Genomic DNA, 19546 nt, shown 5'->3' on the forward strand with positions numbered 1-19546 from the left:
TCGTCTTAGGGACACTACGGAACTTCTATATCGTTGTATCCTCTTTGTTGAACGAGAGGAACTGTTTTTGCTAGGGCTGAAACAGGAGAATCCTCCACCTCAAGCTCGTGTAGAGGTAGGTGGGGGTAGTTCAATATCTTCTGCTATATTTAAAAAGAAACTAAAGGAAGTGCTACTTGATGAAACAGGCTCTAGTAATCATTGACATGCAAGAAATTTTCTTTAATTATCCTCAAAACTATTTATTTAACAATGAGCAATTAGTTACAAATATAAACGAACTAATTAAGCAAGCTCATGAAAAAAATGTACAAGTTATCTTTATTCAACATACGAGTCAAAACGAACAAGACGAACTTTTTGAAGGAAAAGATGACTGGAAACTTCATAAAAATTTATTCGTATCCCCTACCGATAAAATTATCCAAAAATCAAAATGGGATTCATTCTATCAAACTGAACTCTTAGATTACTTAAAGACCAATGAAATAGAACAACTTATTTTTGCAGGAGCACAGACGGAATTTTGTCTCGACACAACGATTAGAGCTGCCTTTAGTTTAGGGTATCAAAAGAATCTACTTTTCAAAGAAACACATAGTACAATAGATGGTGCTATTTTAGATGCGGGTGATATTATTAATCATCATCAATCGATTTGGAATAACAGATTCCTAACTGTCATTGATGGTAAAATAAAATTATAAATATAGAATTCTATTATAAAAATAAAACGAACCATCCTTATTTACGGACGGTTCGTTTTATTTTCCCTAACAGGTATCCATGTTTTATGCTTGCACTGCCTTTTCCCTTAACGCTCTTCTAAGTAGTTTACCAGTCGTATTCTTCGGCAACTCCTCCAAAAACTCGATACTCTTTGGCACCTTATATTTTGCAAGATGTAAAGAACAGTAATGTGTTAACTCCTCTTCTGTTACCGCACCATTCTTCAGAACAACATAGGCGCGCACTGCTTCTCCTAAGTTTTCATCTGGAACACCAATCGCAACAACTTCCGCAACCGCTTCATGTTGATATAGTACTTCTTCTACTTCACGAGGATATACGTTATAACCGCCTACAAGGACAATATCTTTTTTACGATCAACAATATAAAAGTAACCTTCATCATCCATTCTTGCTAAGTCCCCTGTATACAGCCATCCATCACGAAGCACTGCCGCTGTGTCTTCTGGTGCATTATAATATCCTTTCATCACGTTTGGACCACGAACAATTAATTCACCTACTTCGCCTACAGAAACTTCTTCCCCAAGCTCATTCACAATTTTATTTTCCACATGCCAAATATTTGTTCCAATCGAACCTGGTTTACACGGACGATCTAATGGATTAAAGCAAGTAACTGGTGAAGCCTCTGATAATCCATATCCCTCTGAAACAATAACATTAAAGCGATTTTCAAAGTTTTTCAGGAGAGCAACAGGCATAGAAGCCCCGCCAGAAATACATAGACGAAGTGTCTGAACATCGTCTGCGCTTGCTTCCTCATATAAATATAAATAATTGTACATTGTCGGTACACCGGCAAATATTGTCGGTTCATACGTACGACAAATACGAAATACTTCTTTCGGACTAAACTTTGGTAGCATTAAAATCGTTGCACCGTTAACAATTGGGGCATTGACTGCAACTGTTAAACAAAACACATGAAACATTGGAAGCGCAGCAACAACGCGATCATCCGCAGTATATTGTAAATACGATGCTACATCGCTAGCATTACTATATAAATTTTTATGTGTAAGCATAGCGCCTTTTGGCTTACCAGTTGTTCCTGACGTATACAAAATAACAGCTACGTCTTCTTCATTTAGCTCAGGACCTTCATAAGATAGGTCACCGGTTCCTATAAGACTAGTAAACGTTTTCATTTTTTCGGTTTCTGTATGATTGAAATCTGCTGAGGTTTCACATATGATGATATGTTCAAGAGAAGGAAGTCTTGTTGTAAGAGATTGTATAACAGGTAGAAGAACGTCGAGTGTGATGATTGTTTTTACATCTCCATTTTGTAAAATATAATGCATTTCGTCTGCTGTATAAATTGGATTAATTGGAACGACAGTTGCTCCAGCTTTCATTGTTCCATATAAACCAATTAAAAAATGTGGTGAATTACCAACAACTAATGCAACATTGTCCCCTTTTCCAATGCCCATTTTTGCTAAATTACTAGAAAACTGTGTGACCATTTTATTTAATTGGTCATATGAGACCGACTGATCCATAAATATATACGCCGATTTCTCTCCTTTCTGTTTTGCTGTTTCAGCTAAAGATTGAACGAGATTCACACAAACCCCACCTTTACAAAATTTAGAAAATTTAAAAATTCTAAATACATTATATTAAAAGAAAATTAAACTAGCAAGTAACATTTAATTAACTGCATATAAATGAGCATGCATTCATTTTTTAATTAGAGACTCTATTTCTTGTTTTTATGCGCTTTTTTGCAACAAAATAAAAAACAGTCATACGGACAACATGACTGTTTTTACGAGTTAAAAGAATAACGCTAAGAAATCTTCTTTTGTTATATTACCAAAGTAGCGTTTTACATCTACATCTTCTAAAGCCGCGGCAAAAGCTTCTTTATCAAACTGTACTCCTGTTAAACACTCTTCAATATCATGAACATCTTCCACGCCGAAGAAATCACCGTATACTTTACATTCAGTTACTGTTCCTTTTGTTACCTCTAGGCGAACATCAACTTGTCCAACTGGGAAACGGTGTGAATGTTGTAAGTTGAACTTAGGAGACTTTCCGTAGTTCCAATCCCAATTACGGTAGCGCTCTTCAGAAATTTTATAGATTTCTTTCCAATCTTCTTCTGTTAATTCATACGTTGGAATTTCTGTTTCTCCTTCAAAAATCGTCGCTAGAAGAAGCTGTTTAAATTCTTCCGTTGTCATTTTTTCATTTAAAAATTCCGTAATGTTCGCTACGCGGCTACGAATTGATTTAATCCCTTTTGAGTGAATCTTATCCATTTTTACTTTGAGTGCAGATACAACGTGATCGATTTCAGAATCAAATAGTAATGTACCGTGACTAAACATACGACCTTTCGTTGCAAACTGCGCATTACCTGAAATTTTTCTACCTTCAGCTAAAATGTCATTACGACCGCTAAGCTCTGCATTTACACCTAATTTTCCAAGCGCTTTCGTAACAGGCTCTGTGAACTTTTTAAAGTTATGAAAACTATCCCCATCATCTTTCGTAATAAAGCTGAAGTTTAAGTTCCCTAAATCATGATATACAGCGCCTCCGCCAGACAAGCGTCTTACGACATGAATACCTTTTTCTTTTACATAATCAGCATTAATTTCTTCTACTGTGTTTTGGTTTTTTCCAATGATAATAGAAGGTTCGTTAATGTAGAACAAAAGGTATGTTTCGTTAATATCTAAATTTTTCACGCAGTATTCTTCAATCGCTAAGTTAATTGTTGGATCTGTAATTCCTTTATTATCAATAAATAACATCATATCTCACCTCATGAATTCCAAACATAACCGCTATGCGCAAGCGTAATGCGGCCGTCAAAAATTTGTTTTGCTTCTTCTACTAAATCAGATATGTTTCCTGTGTGCGGCAGATGCGTTAACAGTAATTCCTTTACATTTGCATTCTTTGCAATATCCGCTACTTCTGTACTATTCATATGCCCTGCTTTTGCAGCTTCCTGATGTGCATACATATTACACTCACAAATAAATAAATCTGCATCTTTTGTAAATGGAATAAATTCAGGAATGTAGCTAGAATCAGCACTATATACGATAACGTTATCTCCTACCGTAATACGCATCGCATAGCATATAACAGGATGCACCGTCTTTAAAAATGAAATAGAGAACGGCCCAATCTGTAATGTTTCTTCCGGATTGTACACAATCCCTTTCGTGTGTGGTGCATGTGTTAAGGAAGAGAATCCTTGCACATCAAATCCATGTCCATAAATCGGTAGTTCTGGTAATTGCCCTTTTGCCATGCTTGTAATTAATCTTGCATATTGCAATACCCCAATATCCGCAACATGATCGTGATGATAATGTGACAACAGAACCGCATCTATATCAGATGGTGTTATATATTTTTGAATCTGTGCTAGTACACCACTACCACAGTCAACAAGTAAACGAAAACCATCGTGTTCAAACAAATACCCCGACGTTGCTTCTCCCACTTCTGGAAAGCCGCCCCAAAAGCCAACAACAGTCATTTTCATATGTATCCATCCTTTCTAAACCACTAGAAATGCAGTATTCTTCCTCTAATGAGAAAGATTTTTACTTACACTCTACATTGTTAACTATAATCCATTTCCTAAACTTTTTCATTATTTTTCACTTTGTTATAAAACAGTTGTTGACATTTCATTTTTGTACTAATACAATGATACTAAGAAATGGAAATGGAGGGATTTACATGATCGATCAACCGATGGAATTTTTCAGAAATTTACCAACAAAAACGTGTGCGCACTGTGGGAAGGAAATTGATGAGCAACACGAAGCATATCATAATAAATGTGACGATTGCGTTCACGAAGAATAATAGTTTGTAAACATAAGAAAAACCTAGCAGACATTGTCTACTAGGCTAGTAACATCGTATTCTTCACCGTTGAACCTTTCACCAAGAGCTCCAGTTCAAACTCATACAATTCTTTTTTGCGATAATTTTTCGTATGGATTTTATCCATCATTAAATCAACAACTTTATGAGCCATTTCATCAATTGGCTGTTCAATCGTTGTAATACCCGGTTCTGTAATCTGTGATAAAATTTGATTATCAAAGCCAACTACAGCTAAATCATCAGGAATGCTCCAGCCATGGCGTTTCGCTTCTGCGATAATTCCAGCTGCGACTTCATCGCCTCCTGCCAAAATAGCGGTAGGATTTTTTTTGTCCTTTAATACTTCATGGAATATTCTTTTTCCATCTTCCCAAGAGAAAGCGTTTTCAAGAAAATCAATCGCTTCTACTTCTTTGCTCTTTTCAGTGATTGCACGTAAAAAGCCCATTTTTCGCTGTTGGCTCACTACTTTTGTTTCATTTCCACGGCAAAAAATAAGGTTGCGATAATCTTGTTCTAGCACATGTTTCGCAGCTATGTATGCCCCTTGTGCATGATCAAATTTAACCGTTGGAATATTTGCTTCTTCAATGTATTCATTACATAACACGATTGGACCGTGTTGTAAATATGGCTCCACGTTCTCCCATGGATTCTCAAGTGAACATAAGATAATACCATCAACTTGTTTTGTTGATAACAGTTGTAAGTATTCCATCTCTTTTTCTGGTAAATATCTTGTTTGGCAAATAATCAGTTTATATTTATGTTCAGAAGCAGCAATTTCAATTGCTTCAATAAATCTACTGAAAAAAGGATTTGTAATTCTTGGAACAAGAACTGCAATTGTTTCTGTTTTCTGTTTACGAAGTCTTCTTGCTGCAGAATTAGGAACGAATCCTAAATGCTTCATCGCCAATTGAACTCTCTTTTTCTTCTCATCTGATACATACGGATGGTTGTTAATCACCCGAGAAACCGTTGTTCTTGATAACCCCGCTAATTTCGCCACGTCCTCGATCGTTGACACGAAATTCTCCCCCTTTGTATGAAAACGTTTTCTTAAGTAGATTATATAGTATATTATTGGAAACCGCAATACAGGCTCGCATGATTTTACTATATTAATATTATACATAGGGAAAAGTCTGTTATTTGCAGGAAGATTTGGCTCATATTTAGAACTTCACAATAAGGATATTTATTACATATGAAGGATGATATTTCATGAATCGAACAGATCGTTTACTTTCTATTCTCATTGAATTACAGAGAAAGCAAATCGTCACAGCTAACAGCTTAGCTGAAAAATTTGAAATATGTAAAAGAACAATATATAGAGATATGCAAGCACTCAGTGAATCAGGTGTCCCAATCTTTTCAATGCCTGGACAAGGTTATTCTTTAATGGATGGTTATTTCTTGCCGCCCATTCAATTCAAACCAGAAGAGGCAGTAACTCTTCTATTAGGAAGTGATTATGTCGAACAAAATCTCGACTCAGCTTTTTCTACACATGCAAAATCTGCTAAAGAAAAATTAGAAGCAATCCTCCCTTCTGAACAGCAAAAGAAGGTCAGGGAGTTAAGAGGAACTTTTCGTTTCCTCTCCGGTACTTTCTCTCATCAAACATTTGCTCAAGAACAACTAGAGAAACAACTTCTTCTATTACAAGAAGCTATTCAGGAACAACAATGTGTTTCTTTTTCTTATCGTAAACCGAATCAAAGTGAACAAAATAAACGTACGGTAAATCCTTATGGTTTAGTCAATATTTCAGGGATTTGGTACATTGTTGCCCATTGTCTACTTCGGCAACAAATACGTCATTTCCGTTTGGATCGTATGGACAACTTACAGCAAGAGCAAACGTTCTTTACTAAACCGGAGAACTTTTATTTACCAGACTATCAACCTGAAAATAATCGAACCATTATCATTCATTTATTATTTCCATCCCATATTGCACACAAAATTATTGAGTCTCGCTACTTTTTTATAGATTCCTATGAGCAAAAAGATGATGGCTTTCATGTGCTTCTAACATCAAGAAGTATAGATGAAGTATTTCCATGGGTATTGAGCTGGGGAAGCCAAGTAAAAGTGCTAGAACCGACTATTCTTTCTGAGAAACTTCGAGAAGAAGCGAAGAAAATGCTACAAATGTAATTTTTTCTTTCACTGCTGACATAATGGTGTCAACATCACTCGTTTATAGTGATCCTTAAGAACTACATTTTATAAAAGAAAAGGAGCTAACCCTATGAATCCAAATGCCATTTTAGAGAAATTTGAAAGTGTAACAATGTATTACATAAAAGAATTAGAGAAATACTCCCTTGAACAATTGAGAAGAAAACCTTCCGAAGACGAATGGTCTCTTGGACAAATGTATAATCACTTACTTACAGCTTCAAATATGCAATTAGATGCCATTGCAAAGTGTACAACTGATTCTGCAACTATAGATGGTAAGAAAACAGAAATGGGTGAAAAAGTATATGCAATGGGTGCTTTCCCTCCAGTACAAATAAAAATACCTGATCGCCCTGGATACACGCCTGAAAACCCTACAGATAAAGAGGAAATTAAACAAGCATTGTTACAGATCATTGAGAAAATGAAAGGGATTGAGCCACAACTCCCTTCAATTCTAGCCAATTATAAAGTGGCACATCCAGGACTTGGGTACTTAAATGCTGTAGAGTGGTTTCAATTGATTTATATGCATTTCTCTCACCACCTTCATCAGAAGGAAAGGCTGGAGCAGCATATTATTCTAAAATAAGTGATACTTTATTACTAGAGATATAGTTGCTTATTAATTTAAAAGAACTCCTGGTGAATAAGAAAAAGGATTCCCTATATTTTAGGAATCCTCTTTTTGATCTGGAACAGAAGTAAACTAGTACACTTACTTAAAGATTATTTTCAAATTAATTTAACCTGATTTATCCCGCATTAACAGACAGTACCAATCCTTTTAGGCTAAGTCCTCAGTTACTAACATAGAACGGTTTTGAAGGCCTTTGGAACGCAGACTATACCCGACTACTTTTTTCTTGTATTGTTTGATTACATCAACGTGATCGTCGTAACTGTACACAGAAAAACGAACATCGGTTTTTCCTTTTTTCGTATTAATAACTACTGGAGTCCCACTGCTCTGTGGCGGAAAATAATATTTCTCTAAAAATATCGCTTCATTAAATTGATCAATAATTTGAATTTTATCTTTACCTTCTAATTGCTTTCCGTCGATGGTTACAGTGACAGCCGCATCACTAAGTTTTGGATGCAATTCAAATTTGCTGGAAAGCGACTTCACAACAGAGCTTGGAAGGCACGTCACTATTATTTTAAGACCACCGAGAATAATTAACATAACTATAAAATATGTCGTCATATTGTATCATCTCCATTACGTTCTAAATTAATATGATTACATTATTAATATTACCATAGTGTAAATGGTTATTTTTTGTACATTATGTGAAACTTGGTAACACAAAGAAACATACTAGGATTAGTGTGTTTTTCATTTATGTATATTCTACTACTGCTCTCATGAACGTAACGGATAAATAACCTCGATATTCTTTTCATCTTTTAACGCAGCATAATACCAATAATTATGGTCTGCACCATGAATGCAAAGAATTCTCTTTCCCTCATTTTCCTCTATTACATTCTTCACCCTAGCCACCATAATATAGTGCCTTGCATTCCAAACAATATTTTGCAATTCTGGATTCACACTTTGTAACCACTCATATTTTTCTTGTGTAATTTTATCATACTCAACTGAGTTAAAAGGAATAGCTCCCTTATTAAAAAGGGACAATTGTTTCTGAAGCCAATGCGATAATTCTTCTTCTGACCGAAGTCTTTCATCACTAGGAAATTTATCAAAACTCCCTTTAAACACGTCAAATTCAAACCAGTTTACCGGAACAAAGGTGATATTATTTCTCTCACACAATGGAAATATAAGATTGGGATACTCCTTTTATGTTTCTTCATAGATTCCCTTTGGATTTCCGTCTCTCAAATATAGATTCCAGCTATCTGGATGAACCTCGCCACAAATTACATCTGGCTTAAATTCAAGAATTAGTTCCTTAACTAAGGATAGAGGAAACTTATATTTCTTTTGCCATTCTTCATCATGAACCATACCTAAAATACCTACAATCGTCAAATCCCATCTCTCCTTTACTCATTTATAACTCCTCCCACTTCTTCCATTCTTGCTCTTTATTTACACGATACACACTTTCATTCCGGTCCATAAATCCATGAATGATGAATTCTCTTCTAATCGTACAACAATCTTCATGATACTGTTTAATAAATGTATTTACTTCTTTTTCTGTATATTGTTGTTCAGGATTCAATTTACTTATGAGGTACTCAAATATCACTAACTTTTTCTTCTTTTGACTAGGCATTGCTTTTAACTTACCATTTGCATCAAAAAAATTTCTAATGACCGTATCTCTGAATTTTATTTGGCTGTCGTTCATCACGATTCCCCCTTCCCTTTTGGAAAACATGCTTTATTGAGTAAATTATATAGTATATTATTGGAAACTGTAATACTACAGAATACAATTAATTCACTTTCTCTTTCTTTATCTTTCATGCCAAAAAGAGCCGTAACAATACATACGACTCTTTTTTATACTTTATAAAGTGAAGCTTGAATCAACTGATCAATTTCTTCTTTCGTTGGAATAGAAGACATCGCTCCTTTTCCTGTCGTAGTAAGGGCCCCACTAGCATTTGCGAATGCTAGTATCTCCTGCCAATGCATATGAAGTACCTCTTCTACATTGTGCTGTTTTACTTCTTTCTCTAATAATTTATACAAACACCCACCAATAAATGCATCCCCTGCACCTGTTGTATCCTGTACTACTACATGATATCCAGTCAACTCATACTGTTTATTCTTCATATATAATTCCGCACCTTGGGATCCTTTTGTATAAATTACAGCTTTTACATCCCCTATAAATAAAGATGCAATCGCTTCTTTCTTATTACAAATACCTGTAATAAATGTTAATTCTTCATCTGAAATTTTTACGATATGTGCACTTGGGATAAATTCTAAAATCGTCTTTCTACAATCGTCTGCATGTTTCCAAAGCGGTAGCCGCACATTGGGATCAAAACTAATAATCGCTCCTTTTGTTTTAGCAGAGCGAATCGCTTTCACATGTGCATATTTCATCGGACTTTCTACTAAATCAACAGAACAAAAATGAAGAATATCACCTTCTTCAAACCATTCTTCATCTATTTCATTTTCACTAAACAATAGGTCTGCAGAAGGATTACGATAAAATGAAAAATCACGTTCACCATCTTCACGTAATGAGACGAAAGCAAGACCTGTATTCGCTTCGCTCGTTCTCATAACGTTCTCATAACCTTTTCTGTATTTACACCTACTTGCTGCAATTGTTCTAAAAGGAAGTCGCCGAATGCATCAAAGCCCAATTGGGTAATTATAGATGCATTTCCTCCGTATTTTGCAACAGCAGCTGCTACATTTGCAGGCGCCCCCCCTGGAACTCTTTGAAACTCTCCCACATCTTTTAAAAACATTCCCTTTTGAACAGGAATGAAATCAATTAAAACTTCCCCAATCGCATATAACCGTTTCATACACTCCACCTCTTCTCTTATTCATAATCCCATCTTGTCGCTTGGAACATTACACTTCCTTTATTAGCAAAGAAACGAATTTCATTACTATCAGCTCTCGGGAAAATTCGGCTAGTAAATACTTCTTCCCCATCATTTATAAAGATTTCAACAGAAGATACATCTACAAATACATGAAATTTAATTGTTTGTGATTCTATTGAACACTTCCTCCGTGTCCCATAAGCCTCTCCTACTGCTTCGCCTGAATGTGCACGGTCTAATATAACCTTTCTTTGAACAGCATCATACTTAACGATCGTTCCCTCATTTTCACTTGCTCTCACTATAATTCCATATTCATCTGCATTGTTATTTTCAAATTCACAAATCAGTTCATATGATTCCCCTGTAAATCCTTCGTACATTTTCTGTTCGCTACATATTCTATCCTTTATTTTATACTCCCGTTTACGAAGTACTTGCAATTCTTTGATTGGACGCTGAATAAGTTTATCTCCACGAACAAGTAATTCCCTTGGTAGTGTCAAACAATGCGCCCAACCATTTTTATCAGTTGGATAATTTATTTCTGGTAACCCCATCCATCCAACTACAATACGTCTGCCCTCCGGGTCAACTGTTGTTTGCGGGGCATAAAAATCAAATCCTCTGTCTAATTCATGAAAGGAGCCGTGTGGCATAAACATTTGTTTTATATCTAACTTGTCTCCAAGAATATAACCAGATTGAAAAATATTTTCATAATGATCTCCTTTAGCGTTTAAACCTTGTGGAGAAAATAATAGGATGCCTCTATCCTCTACTTCAAAATAATCTGGGCATTCCCACATATAACCGAAGTCATTTAAATCAGTTTGCAGTTCCCCTTCGCACTGCCAATGTAACAAGTCAGGAGAAGAATACACTACAACACATCCTGTCCCATTTTTCCGCTGTGCCCCAATAACTGTATAAAACATCTCATCTTTTTTCCAGACCTTCGGATCCCGAAAATGATCTGTATATCCATCTGGCACTTTATCAATAACAGGCTGTTCTAACTTTGTAATTTCCCCTGCTTCATCCATAATAGCAATACATTGATATGGTTTTCTTACCCAGTTTTCATCACGAGTGTTACCCGTATAAAGTAAATACAACTTCCCTTCATGCTCAATTGCACTTCCCGAATAAGCGCCATGGCTATCGTAATCATTTGTCGGTTTAATCCCTATACCAACATTTTTCCAATGAACAAGATCTGTTGATTTCGTATGATACCAATACTTTAAACCGTGCACAGGTCCGAGCGGAAACCACTGATAAAATAGGTGGTATTCACCATTATAATAAGAAAACCCATTTGGATCATTCAGTAGACCTGTTTCAGGCTGTATATGAAATGTTTGTCTCCACAAACAATCGTTTACTCTTTCTTTTAAACTTTGCATATTTTCGTCGCTTACTTCCTCAATCCGGCGATAACGTTGTTCTTTTGTCCATATCATTTCCATCAAACTCCCTTAATGAACAAAGAAGAACCCTATCATTCTTCTCTGTTCATTACAATAAATTAAGCTGCATCTTTTTGAGAAGAGTCCATTCCCCCATTTTTTGCTCGTTTTGCTAAAAGAAGTGTTACACCAAAAGCCACTATAAAAGAAATCACCATTCCAATTACATACGGGATAATACTATCTGGTCTAATGGAAATAATACCAGGCAACCCAGCAGCTCCTAATGCAATAGCTTTTACCTTATAAAAGGTTACAAAAGCAGATGCAATTCCTGCACCAATAATCGCTCCTATAAACGGATATCTTAATTTTAAATTAACACCAAACATCGCTGGTTCTGTAATACCTAAGAGGGCAGAAATCCCTGCTGCTGAGGCAACTCCTTTCACTTTTTTATCGCGTGTAACTAAAAAGACTGCAAGAGTTGCTGCGCCTTGAGCAACGTTAGACATTGCCGCAATCACAAATATGAATGAACCACTCGTTTTTGCAACATCAGCAAGTAATTGTGTTTCCACTGCAATAAAACTATGGTGCATACCTGTAATAACAATTGGTGCATACAGTAATCCAAAAATACCGCCACCAATAAATCCAGCTGTATCATATAACCAAACGATTCCATCTGTTAACAAGTTACCTGCAGAACGTGTAATGGGTCCTACAATTGTAAATGTTAGTAAACCTGTAACAAAAATCGTTAATAAAGGCGTAAGAAGATTATCAAGTGCCGTTGGAATGACTCTTCTTAAATATGTTTCTATTTTCGCTAAAATAAATGATGCCACGAGAACTGGTAATACAGTGCCTTGATATCCTACTTTCTCAATACTAAAACCTAGTATATCCCAAGCGGGTACTTTGTCAGCCAATAAAGCTGCCCCATATCCATAACCGTTCAATAAATCTGGATGGACCATTAACATACCAAGAGCTGCCCCAAGATAAGGATTCCCGCCAAATCGTTGTGTTGCCGAGAAACCTATTAAAATTGGTAAGAATACGAATGCTGCGTTTGCGAATGTATTAATAAGAGCTGCTAAATCTGTAATTTGAGGATTGGCTTCTACTAATGATTTTCCTGCAATAAATAAGTCTTTTGCTGTTAATAAATTATTAATCCCCATTAATAATCCGCCCGCTACAATAGCCGGAATAATAGGAACAAAGATATCAGAAAGCATTTTTACAAATCGTTGAAGTGGATTCAACTTTTTCGTTCCAGCAGCTTTCACGTCTGTTGTAGACATCCCAGAAATCTCTGTCAATCTCGCAAACTCTTTATACACTTCGTTCACAGTTCCTGAACCGATAATAACTTGAAACTGTCCTCCCGTAGAGAAAGTCCCCTTCACCTCATCCATACGATCCAATTTCTTTTGATCCACGTTCCCCTCATCATGTAGAACTAAACGTAAACGGGTTGCACAGTGTGCTGCTGCCGATACATTCTCTTTACCACCAATTGCATCTAAAATTTCTTTTGCAATTTGATTGTAGTTCATAATGCTCCTCCTTCATTACACTTATTTTTGGAACCGGTTCCAAAAAAGAACCTAATTAAAAACCAGCTTTTGGAACCGGTTCCAATTAGATTATATGCTCGCGTTTATATATTGTCAACGCTTTCTCTTTCAATTATTTCATATTTTGATACCGAAATTTTTTCTATCATTTCTTCATTTACGAGTTTCACAATATTTCGAGCTGCAATTTGTCCAACCTCTTTATAATAAAATTTCACAGTTGTTAAAGCGGGATGAATCATCCCTGTTACTTGGTATCCACCAAAACCCGTAATAGACAAATCTTCAGGTACTCGCAACCCTTTCATATAGGCTGCTTTTAGTGCACCAAGCGCGATATTATCTGTTGCACACACTAAAACAGATGGACGAAATTCTTCAATAATTTCAGAGGCCTTTTCAATTGCATCTTCAATCTTAAAACTTGTTTCGTAATATTTCACTTCACATCCAGCAGCTTCGTCTACTGCTCGTTTAAAGCCTTGCTTTCGCTTTGTACCAACTGCAATATCGTGCTCTGTTACACCTAAATAACTAATTTTTTTATGCCCTCTTGCCAAGATATATCGCCCTATATCATAGGCTGCTCCATAATCATCATGAATAAAGCTATACACCTCCTGATGCTGCTGTCCAACAAGCATCACTGGTATATCAATTTTACGAAACGCCTCGATATGCCGATCAGTAACTTGTGCAGCCAACAAAATAATCCCCGCAACTTTTTGATTAACCAATGTATAAATATTTTCAATTTCTCGTTCCAAATCTTGATTGGAATTCGATATTAACATTTGATAATTCAGCTCTCTTAACTCTTCATCAATACCAATTAATGTGAGCGATGACGCATAAGAATCCAAACGTGGGACGATTGTACCAATAATATTCGTTTTCTTCGCCTTTAAACTTTGGGCAAATGTATTCGGAACATATCCTGTATCTTGAATCGCACGTTCAATTTTTCGTTTGGTCGCATCGCTGACAGATCCTCCATTCAAATAACGGGAAACCGTACTCTTTGCAACCCCCGCTATTTGCGCTATATCCAAAATCGTCTTTTTCATCATTTCATCTCCATATCCGATTGCTTACTATATCAATTTCACATTTCCTACAACTTCTAAGAAATCAAACTTTTATAAATAAAATCCAATATCTTTTCGCTCAAAACCTTATAGGCCACTCTACTTTTATCATAAGTATAAAGTGAATTATTCTATTTAGAAAGTTTAATGGAACTATTACACCTTTTTACGTAAATACAGAACAGTCCTTCATTTGATGAAAAAATCAAATGAAGGACTGTTCCTCTTATTTCTATGATTGACCTCAAACTCCCTGACTATATTCTGCTTCAGCCAAATTTCGATATTTTCGCTTATGCATCCAAGTCAACGAACCAATTGTTCCAAGTGATAATATAACAATAAAGATCATTAATATCCCTGCATTTTGCCACATAAATCCGAAGTCTCCACTTGATACAACTGCTTTAAATCCGGATACAGAATATGTCATTGGTAACCACGCATTACAGTGTTGTAAAAACTTTGGAATTAATTCCAGCGGGAATGTTCCTGCGCTTGTTGTTAACTGCATAATTAATGTTAAAATCGCAATAAAACGTCCTGCATCTCCAAACGCTGTTACTAAGCACTGAATTAATGCAATAAATGATAGACTTGTAAGAATACTAAACAGAATGAAGTATAGAACACTCTGTACTTCAACGCCAAGCACTAACAATAATACTGCATCTGCAACTAAAGCTTGAATAATACCAACCGATAATAAAACGCCAAATTTACTAATAAACCAGCTAAATCCTGATTTTGGTACGCCCACTGTATCGCGTAGTGGATATACAATGGATAAAAGAAGTGCCCCAACAAATAAACCTAGAGATAAGAAATATGGTGTAAATCCTGTTCCGTAGTTTGGAACCTCTGACATCTTCTCAGTTTGTACTTTCACCGGATCTGCAAACATATTATATGTTTTATCAGTTCCTTTTACCTCACTTGTTTTTTCTGCGCCTTCGCCGAGTTTTTCAGCGAGTTCACCAGTTCCGTCGTTTACTTTGACTAAACCGTCTGTTACTTTTCCAGAACCGTCTTGTAAACGAGCAAAGCCGCCTTGGAACTCACCTTTTGGATCTACTAATTGGCCTAACCCTCCTGTTATTTGCTGTGAACCACCCAGTAAAGCACCCACTCCATTTGTTAACTGGCCTGATTTACTTGCTAATGTATTTAAACCACCTGTTACTTGACCTGAACCATCTAGTAAAGCACTTACCCCACTTGTTAACTGGCCCGATTTACTTGCTAGCGTATTTAAACCACCTGTTACTTCATTTGAACCATTTGCTAATTTATTTAATCCTGCCGTTGATTTTTCTAAAATTTGTCCTAAACCTGTATTTAATTGGTCTGCCCCTACTGTTAACTGTTTCGTTCCTTCAACTAATTGCAAACTACCTTTTGCCAGTTCATCAGCTCCATTTACAAACATCTGCTGGCCTTCTTTTAATGAACTTATTCCTGTTTCCAAGCTAAGCTGTCCTTTAGAAATTTTATTTGCACCATTGGAAATTTCCGTTGCACCAGCTTCTATTTTTCCAGCTCCTGCTTCTCCAGCTAGTTTTTGTACACCTTGTGCTACTCCTACTGTTCCTTTTGAAACCTTTTGATTACCTTCTATTATTCCTTGAATAACAGGTTGTAATTGTTTTCTATATTCTTCTGGCAAATCTTCAATTTTTTTATTTAATTCTCCCAAGTCGTTTGAAACTTGTTGGGCTCCTCCTGCTGTTTCATTTGCAACGGAACTTAATGTACCTGCTTGCTTCTTCCATTCTGATACACCCTGTGAAAATTGAGAAGATTTTACACTTAAATCTTTTGTCCCCTTCATTAATTCAGGAAGTTTATTCTCCATATTTATTATGCCAGCTAATGATTGGTTTAAGCCCTCATCTAAATTACTAATACCGTTTTGAGTTTTTTCTGTCCCCACTGATAGCTCTTTTAGCTTTTCATGAAGTTGCTCTGAACCTTTAGCAGATTGTTTTAATCCTACTTGAAAATCTCCCCGTGAATCAGTGAATTGATTTAACCCCTTTGTAATCTGTTGTGAACCCGCCAATAGTTGGTTCACTCCACTAGGCATGCCACTTACTTCACTATTCAGCTTTCCTAATCCATCTGTGATTTTACTAGAACCTGCTAATAGTTGATTCACTCCACTAGGCATTCTACTTACTTCACTATTTAGTTTTCCTAATCCATCTGTTAATTCTCTAGAACCAGATGCTAAACGATTAAATCCACTATTAGCTTTCTCCGACAATTGATTTATTCCATCTGTCACTTGTTGGGAACCATCCTGCAACTCCCCAGCCCCATCATGTAGCTTATTTGCTCCATCTTTTGCATCAGTAAACCCTTTGGAAACATCTTTTATAGAATCAAACATTTTCTCTGCATACGTTTTTGTTAACGTATTAGATACTTCACCTTTAATTTTTTCAATAGCTGTTCCGCCGATTTGTGAAGATAAGAAGTTCAAGCTTTCATTTGGAATATATTCTAAGTTTAATGGTCTTGGATTTTCTTTTAACAGCGTTGTCGCATTGTCTGAGAAATTTTCTGGAATCCGAACTAACATATAATATTTTCGATTTTCCATTCCCTCTTTTGCTGTTTTTTCACTGACAAACTCCCATTTAAAACTTTTATTGTCTTTTAATTCGTCGACTAATCCTTTACCAACTTCAATCGGTTTCCCATCAAATACTGCACCTTTATCAAGATTGACTACTGCAACCGGCAAATCATCTAATTGTTCATACGGATCCCAAAACGCCCATAAAAACATGCCCGCATATAAGAGTGGTACAAATAAAACAGCAATAATAGGTATTAAGATTTTTTTGCTTTTTATAATTTCCGTAAATTCCTTACCAAGCAACGTAAATCCTCTCATTCGTTTTCCTCCTCTTCGTTTATGACCGAAATGTTCAATCAGTCATTTTAGAGTAAATAAAAAGGTTACATCCTGTTCTACATATTACCTAACCCTAACTTTTATCCCGCTATTTGCGGACAGTAAGACCTCCGTGGAATCAACTTTCCATAAAAGCCCGATTAGTGAGCGTTAATAATTAGCCGTGGATGCAGCGCACCTACTGATTAACGTTTCACCTTATCTCTATACTCTATGCACCTTTTTATTTTGAATGACTATTAAATTCATTTGGTCAACGTGAACGTATTCAAAAATTATCTTTTCACAACCTTACATACGTAATCTGATTTTTTCTCTACTTCCCCCTTTTGGACTTATGACCAATTTGTTCAATTGGTCATTTTTAACTATAATAAAAGGATTATCTTAGTTTGACAATCCCTTTAACAAATAAAGTTCAAATAATTCTGCAATTCTTTCCTTTTCTAATGGTTCATGATTCTTTTCCCAATCGAAAATAAGTGATACATATAACCGAAGCATGATAAACGCGGTAATTTCTGGATCACACTTACTAATTTCACCTTTTTCAATCGCAATTTCTAAATAAGATTGAATAACAGATACAATTTCAACATCTACTTGTTGCATAACATCTTGTACTTCTTTTGTTCCCATATCTCGCTCTTCTTGAATCAGTTTAATCATGAGCTGATGTTCTTTTCTAAATTCTAAGATGTTATATAATGCTCTATGTACATTTTCAAAAAATGAAACATCTGGACGAATTGCTTCTTTTGCAACTTGCTTCATTTCAGTAATTAAATTAGAAATAATTTCGCCAAATAATTCTTCTTTATTTTTGAAAAAAGTATAAATTGTTCCTTTCCCTACATTCGCTAATTTTGCGACTTGATCCATTGTTGTCGCCTTATAACCAAATGCTGAGAAAGATTTTGTTGCAGCTTCAATAATAGAACGTTTTCGATCGACAGCCACATCTTCACCTCCAAAAATGACCAATTGGGTAATCTAGTCAATTAGTACATTTTTGATATTATCACGGTTTTCCATTGTTTACAAGTTCTCTTTTTATTTATTTTCAAGTATAAAACATTTAAATCTATACATCGACCTTTATTTAAGATACTACTGTCATAGTGTATCAAAAAAAGGGAGAAAATGAAAAGGTAAAGAAACGTAGTAAGATCCATTAGCAAATATTAAGCAACAAAAACAATATCTTTTATGAATTTTCCCTCTTTTTCAAATTATCAATTGAAAAAAACAAGAAATTTTTTACAATTAGTAGTAATATAGAACATAGATATATTTATTAAAAATAGTGGGGGCTCTTTCAATCATGATACGTGCACTTAGCTTACATATAAAACAAGCCTTTTTAAATAAGATTTCTCTCACTCTCTTGTTTAGTTGGTTGATTCTTGTTTCAATTTATCATTATTTCTATATTTTAAAATATTTAGGAGGGGTACCTGACGAGCTTTTAGCAACGGCTTATAAATGGATTGGCTTTCGTGATGATGAAATGGATGTGTATTTGCTTTTAATGCCTGTACTAGCAGCACTCCCTTTTAGTACAAGCTATAACTCTGATAAAGCTGATAAATTTAAATCATTTGTAAGTAAAGAAGTTCCCTTTTTTCCCTATGTATGTACGAAATATATCGTTACCTTCCTAAGCGGGGGGCTTCTTTATATTCTCCCATTCGTATTTTCATTGCTTTTTTGTAAGCTGACAATCCAAGATGGTATTCCTACACCCGCCTTAAGTATTATAAAAGACAACGGTATGTTTGCATCATTGTATTTCTCTTCTCCAATTACTTATATTTCCCTATATATTGGGATTAATTTTTTGTTTGCTGGTCTTATGGCAGTATTGGGTCTCTCTGCATCCATATGGTCCAGAAAAGATTACATGGCAATTCTATTCCCTTTTGCTATAACCTCTCTACCATATGTTGTTTTAAATATCGTATTCCCTACGATTGGAGGAGCACCTATTCATTTATACGACCCAAAACAGCCGCTCCAAGGAATGTCGCCTTACATTTTAATCATGCAATGCACCGTATTTTTTGGAATTAGTTTATTTATGTATATGAAAGGTGTACAGAAAGATCGGAAAAAATATATGCGGAGACTTCAAAAAAGAATCCGGTGTAAAAAATCGATTCAAAAATCAGTTAGTATGTAATGTAAAATATCCCACAGCAATTATGCTGA

Annotated in this window: 18 protein-coding genes and 2 pseudogenes; 6 read left to right on the forward strand and 14 right to left on the reverse strand. The window is 35.5% G+C overall.

The window, feature by feature from the left end:
* Positions 1-205: pseudogene (locus tag JDS96_RS31745) on the forward strand (hypothetical protein); the annotation flags it as partial.
* On the forward strand, positions 180-707 hold the full coding sequence (locus tag JDS96_RS21665) for an isochorismatase family protein (protein WP_018782653.1): 528 nt from the start codon (positions 180-182) through the stop codon (positions 705-707). The pseudogene JDS96_RS31745 and the gene JDS96_RS21665, both read left to right, overlap by 26 nt.
* A gap of 84 nt (positions 708-791) precedes the next feature.
* Here the strand turns inward: JDS96_RS21665 and JDS96_RS21670 are convergent, their stop codons facing one another.
* The 3 genes from JDS96_RS21670 to JDS96_RS21680 form a co-directional block, all read right to left on the reverse strand.
* Positions 792-2324: a fatty acid--CoA ligase family protein gene (locus JDS96_RS21670; protein WP_199668003.1), complete on the reverse strand. Its 1533-nt coding sequence runs from the start codon at positions 2322-2324 to the stop codon at positions 792-794.
* A gap of 210 nt (positions 2325-2534) precedes the next feature.
* Positions 2535-3524, reverse strand: a complete 990-nt coding sequence (locus tag JDS96_RS21675; protein WP_199668018.1) for a lipoate--protein ligase — start codon at positions 3522-3524, stop codon at positions 2535-2537.
* Between the two features lie 11 nt (positions 3525-3535).
* Complete coding sequence (locus JDS96_RS21680) at positions 3536-4270, reverse strand: MBL fold metallo-hydrolase (protein ID WP_098125232.1); 735 nt, start codon at positions 4268-4270, stop codon at positions 3536-3538.
* 200 nt (positions 4271-4470) lie between these two features.
* Here JDS96_RS21680 and yhfH point away from each other — a divergent pair, with 200 nt between their 5' ends.
* The gene (gene yhfH / locus JDS96_RS21685; RefSeq protein ID WP_000567010.1) at positions 4471-4599 is read left to right on the forward strand and encodes a protein YhfH; all 129 of its coding nucleotides are present in this window, start codon (positions 4471-4473) and stop codon (positions 4597-4599) included.
* Between the two features lie 40 nt (positions 4600-4639).
* On the opposite strand, the gene JDS96_RS21690 is transcribed toward yhfH, so the two are convergent.
* On the reverse strand, positions 4640-5653 hold the full coding sequence (locus tag JDS96_RS21690; RefSeq protein WP_003195828.1) for a LacI family DNA-binding transcriptional regulator: 1014 nt from the start codon (positions 5651-5653) through the stop codon (positions 4640-4642).
* Positions 5654-5850: 197 nt separating this feature from the next.
* Here JDS96_RS21690 and JDS96_RS21695 point away from each other — a divergent pair, with 197 nt between their 5' ends.
* Both JDS96_RS21695 and JDS96_RS21700 read left to right on the forward strand, forming a co-directional pair.
* Positions 5851-6792, forward strand: a complete 942-nt coding sequence (locus JDS96_RS21695; protein WP_199668004.1) for a helix-turn-helix transcriptional regulator — start codon at positions 5851-5853, stop codon at positions 6790-6792.
* A gap of 94 nt (positions 6793-6886) precedes the next feature.
* Positions 6887-7411: a DinB family protein gene (locus JDS96_RS21700; protein WP_003195824.1), complete on the forward strand. Its 525-nt coding sequence runs from the start codon at positions 6887-6889 to the stop codon at positions 7409-7411.
* A gap of 195 nt (positions 7412-7606) precedes the next feature.
* Here JDS96_RS21700 and JDS96_RS21705 read toward each other — a convergent pair whose 3' ends face one another.
* The 10 genes and pseudogenes from JDS96_RS21705 to JDS96_RS21750 form a co-directional block, all read right to left on the reverse strand.
* Positions 7607-8029, reverse strand: a complete 423-nt coding sequence (locus JDS96_RS21705) for a YfmQ family protein (protein WP_018766587.1) — start codon at positions 8027-8029, stop codon at positions 7607-7609.
* A 159-nt stretch (positions 8030-8188) separates the two neighbouring features.
* Positions 8189-8551: a hypothetical protein gene (locus JDS96_RS21710; RefSeq protein ID WP_003195819.1), complete on the reverse strand. Its 363-nt coding sequence runs from the start codon at positions 8549-8551 to the stop codon at positions 8189-8191.
* Between the two features lie 81 nt (positions 8552-8632).
* Positions 8633-8824 carry a hypothetical protein gene (locus JDS96_RS21715; RefSeq protein WP_003195817.1) on the reverse strand — a complete coding sequence of 64 codons (192 nt, stop codon included), beginning with the start codon at positions 8822-8824 and terminating at the stop codon, positions 8633-8635.
* Between the two features lie 22 nt (positions 8825-8846).
* Positions 8847-9149 carry a DUF2087 domain-containing protein gene (locus tag JDS96_RS21720; protein WP_018766590.1) on the reverse strand — a complete coding sequence of 101 codons (303 nt, stop codon included), beginning with the start codon at positions 9147-9149 and terminating at the stop codon, positions 8847-8849.
* Between the two features lie 155 nt (positions 9150-9304).
* Positions 9305-10299 (reverse strand): annotated as a pseudogene (locus JDS96_RS21725) (carbohydrate kinase family protein).
* A 17-nt stretch (positions 10300-10316) separates the two neighbouring features.
* Positions 10317-11789, reverse strand: coding sequence for a glycoside hydrolase family 32 protein (locus tag JDS96_RS21730; RefSeq protein ID WP_033795943.1), 1473 nt, complete (start codon positions 11787-11789; stop codon positions 10317-10319).
* Positions 11790-11854: 65 nt separating this feature from the next.
* Positions 11855-13303 carry a sucrose-specific PTS transporter subunit IIBC gene (locus tag JDS96_RS21735; protein WP_199668005.1) on the reverse strand — a complete coding sequence of 483 codons (1449 nt, stop codon included), beginning with the start codon at positions 13301-13303 and terminating at the stop codon, positions 11855-11857.
* Positions 13304-13407: 104 nt separating this feature from the next.
* Entirely contained in the window at positions 13408-14391 is a 984-nt protein-coding gene (locus tag JDS96_RS21740) for a LacI family DNA-binding transcriptional regulator (RefSeq protein WP_018766593.1), read from the reverse strand.
* A gap of 265 nt (positions 14392-14656) precedes the next feature.
* Positions 14657-17314 (reverse strand): YhgE/Pip domain-containing protein, encoded by a 2658-nt coding sequence (locus tag JDS96_RS21745; protein WP_199668006.1) that lies wholly within the window; start codon positions 17312-17314, stop codon positions 14657-14659.
* Between the two features lie 408 nt (positions 17315-17722).
* Positions 17723-18295: a TetR/AcrR family transcriptional regulator gene (locus tag JDS96_RS21750; RefSeq protein ID WP_018766595.1), complete on the reverse strand. Its 573-nt coding sequence runs from the start codon at positions 18293-18295 to the stop codon at positions 17723-17725.
* A 364-nt stretch (positions 18296-18659) separates the two neighbouring features.
* On the opposite strand from JDS96_RS21750, the gene JDS96_RS21755 reads away from it, so the two are divergent.
* Positions 18660-19517: a hypothetical protein gene (locus JDS96_RS21755; protein WP_144569388.1), complete on the forward strand. Its 858-nt coding sequence runs from the start codon at positions 18660-18662 to the stop codon at positions 19515-19517.
* Positions 19518-19546 lie beyond the last annotated feature (29 nt).

The sequence above is a fragment of the Bacillus cereus group sp. N21 genome (assembly GCF_016483395.1).
Classification (GTDB): domain Bacteria; phylum Bacillota; class Bacilli; order Bacillales; family Bacillaceae_G; genus Bacillus_A; species Bacillus_A pseudomycoides.

Bases quoted from the DNA above. Each gene is read 5' to 3' on its own strand.
- JDS96_RS21705 (WP_018766587.1), bottom strand. From the start codon at position 8,029: ATGACGACATATTTTATAGTTATGTTAATTATTCTCGGTGGTCTTAAA.
- JDS96_RS21695 (WP_199668004.1), top strand. From the start codon at position 5,851: ATGAATCGAACAGATCGTTTACTTTCTATTCTCATTGAATTACAGAGA.
- JDS96_RS21730 (WP_033795943.1), bottom strand. From the start codon at position 11,789: ATGATATGGACAAAAGAACAACGTTATCGCCGGATTGAGGAAGTAAGC.
- JDS96_RS21675 (WP_199668018.1), bottom strand. From the start codon at position 3,524: ATGTTATTTATTGATAATAAAGGAATTACAGATCCAACAATTAACTTA.
- yhfH (WP_000567010.1), top strand. From the start codon at position 4,471: ATGATCGATCAACCGATGGAATTTTTCAGAAATTTACCAACAAAAACG.
- JDS96_RS21755 (WP_144569388.1), top strand. From the start codon at position 18,660: ATGATACGTGCACTTAGCTTACATATAAAACAAGCCTTTTTAAATAAG.
- JDS96_RS21700 (WP_003195824.1), top strand. From the start codon at position 6,887: ATGAATCCAAATGCCATTTTAGAGAAATTTGAAAGTGTAACAATGTAT.
- JDS96_RS21720 (WP_018766590.1), bottom strand. From the start codon at position 9,149: ATGAACGACAGCCAAATAAAATTCAGAGATACGGTCATTAGAAATTTT.
- JDS96_RS21680 (WP_098125232.1), bottom strand. From the start codon at position 4,270: ATGAAAATGACTGTTGTTGGCTTTTGGGGCGGCTTTCCAGAAGTGGGA.
- JDS96_RS21735 (WP_199668005.1), bottom strand. From the start codon at position 13,303: ATGAACTACAATCAAATTGCAAAAGAAATTTTAGATGCAATTGGTGGT.
- JDS96_RS21745 (WP_199668006.1), bottom strand. From the start codon at position 17,314: ATGAGAGGATTTACGTTGCTTGGTAAGGAATTTACGGAAATTATAAAA.
- JDS96_RS21740 (WP_018766593.1), bottom strand. From the start codon at position 14,391: ATGAAAAAGACGATTTTGGATATAGCGCAAATAGCGGGGGTTGCAAAG.
- JDS96_RS21665 (WP_018782653.1), top strand. From the start codon at position 180: ATGAAACAGGCTCTAGTAATCATTGACATGCAAGAAATTTTCTTTAAT.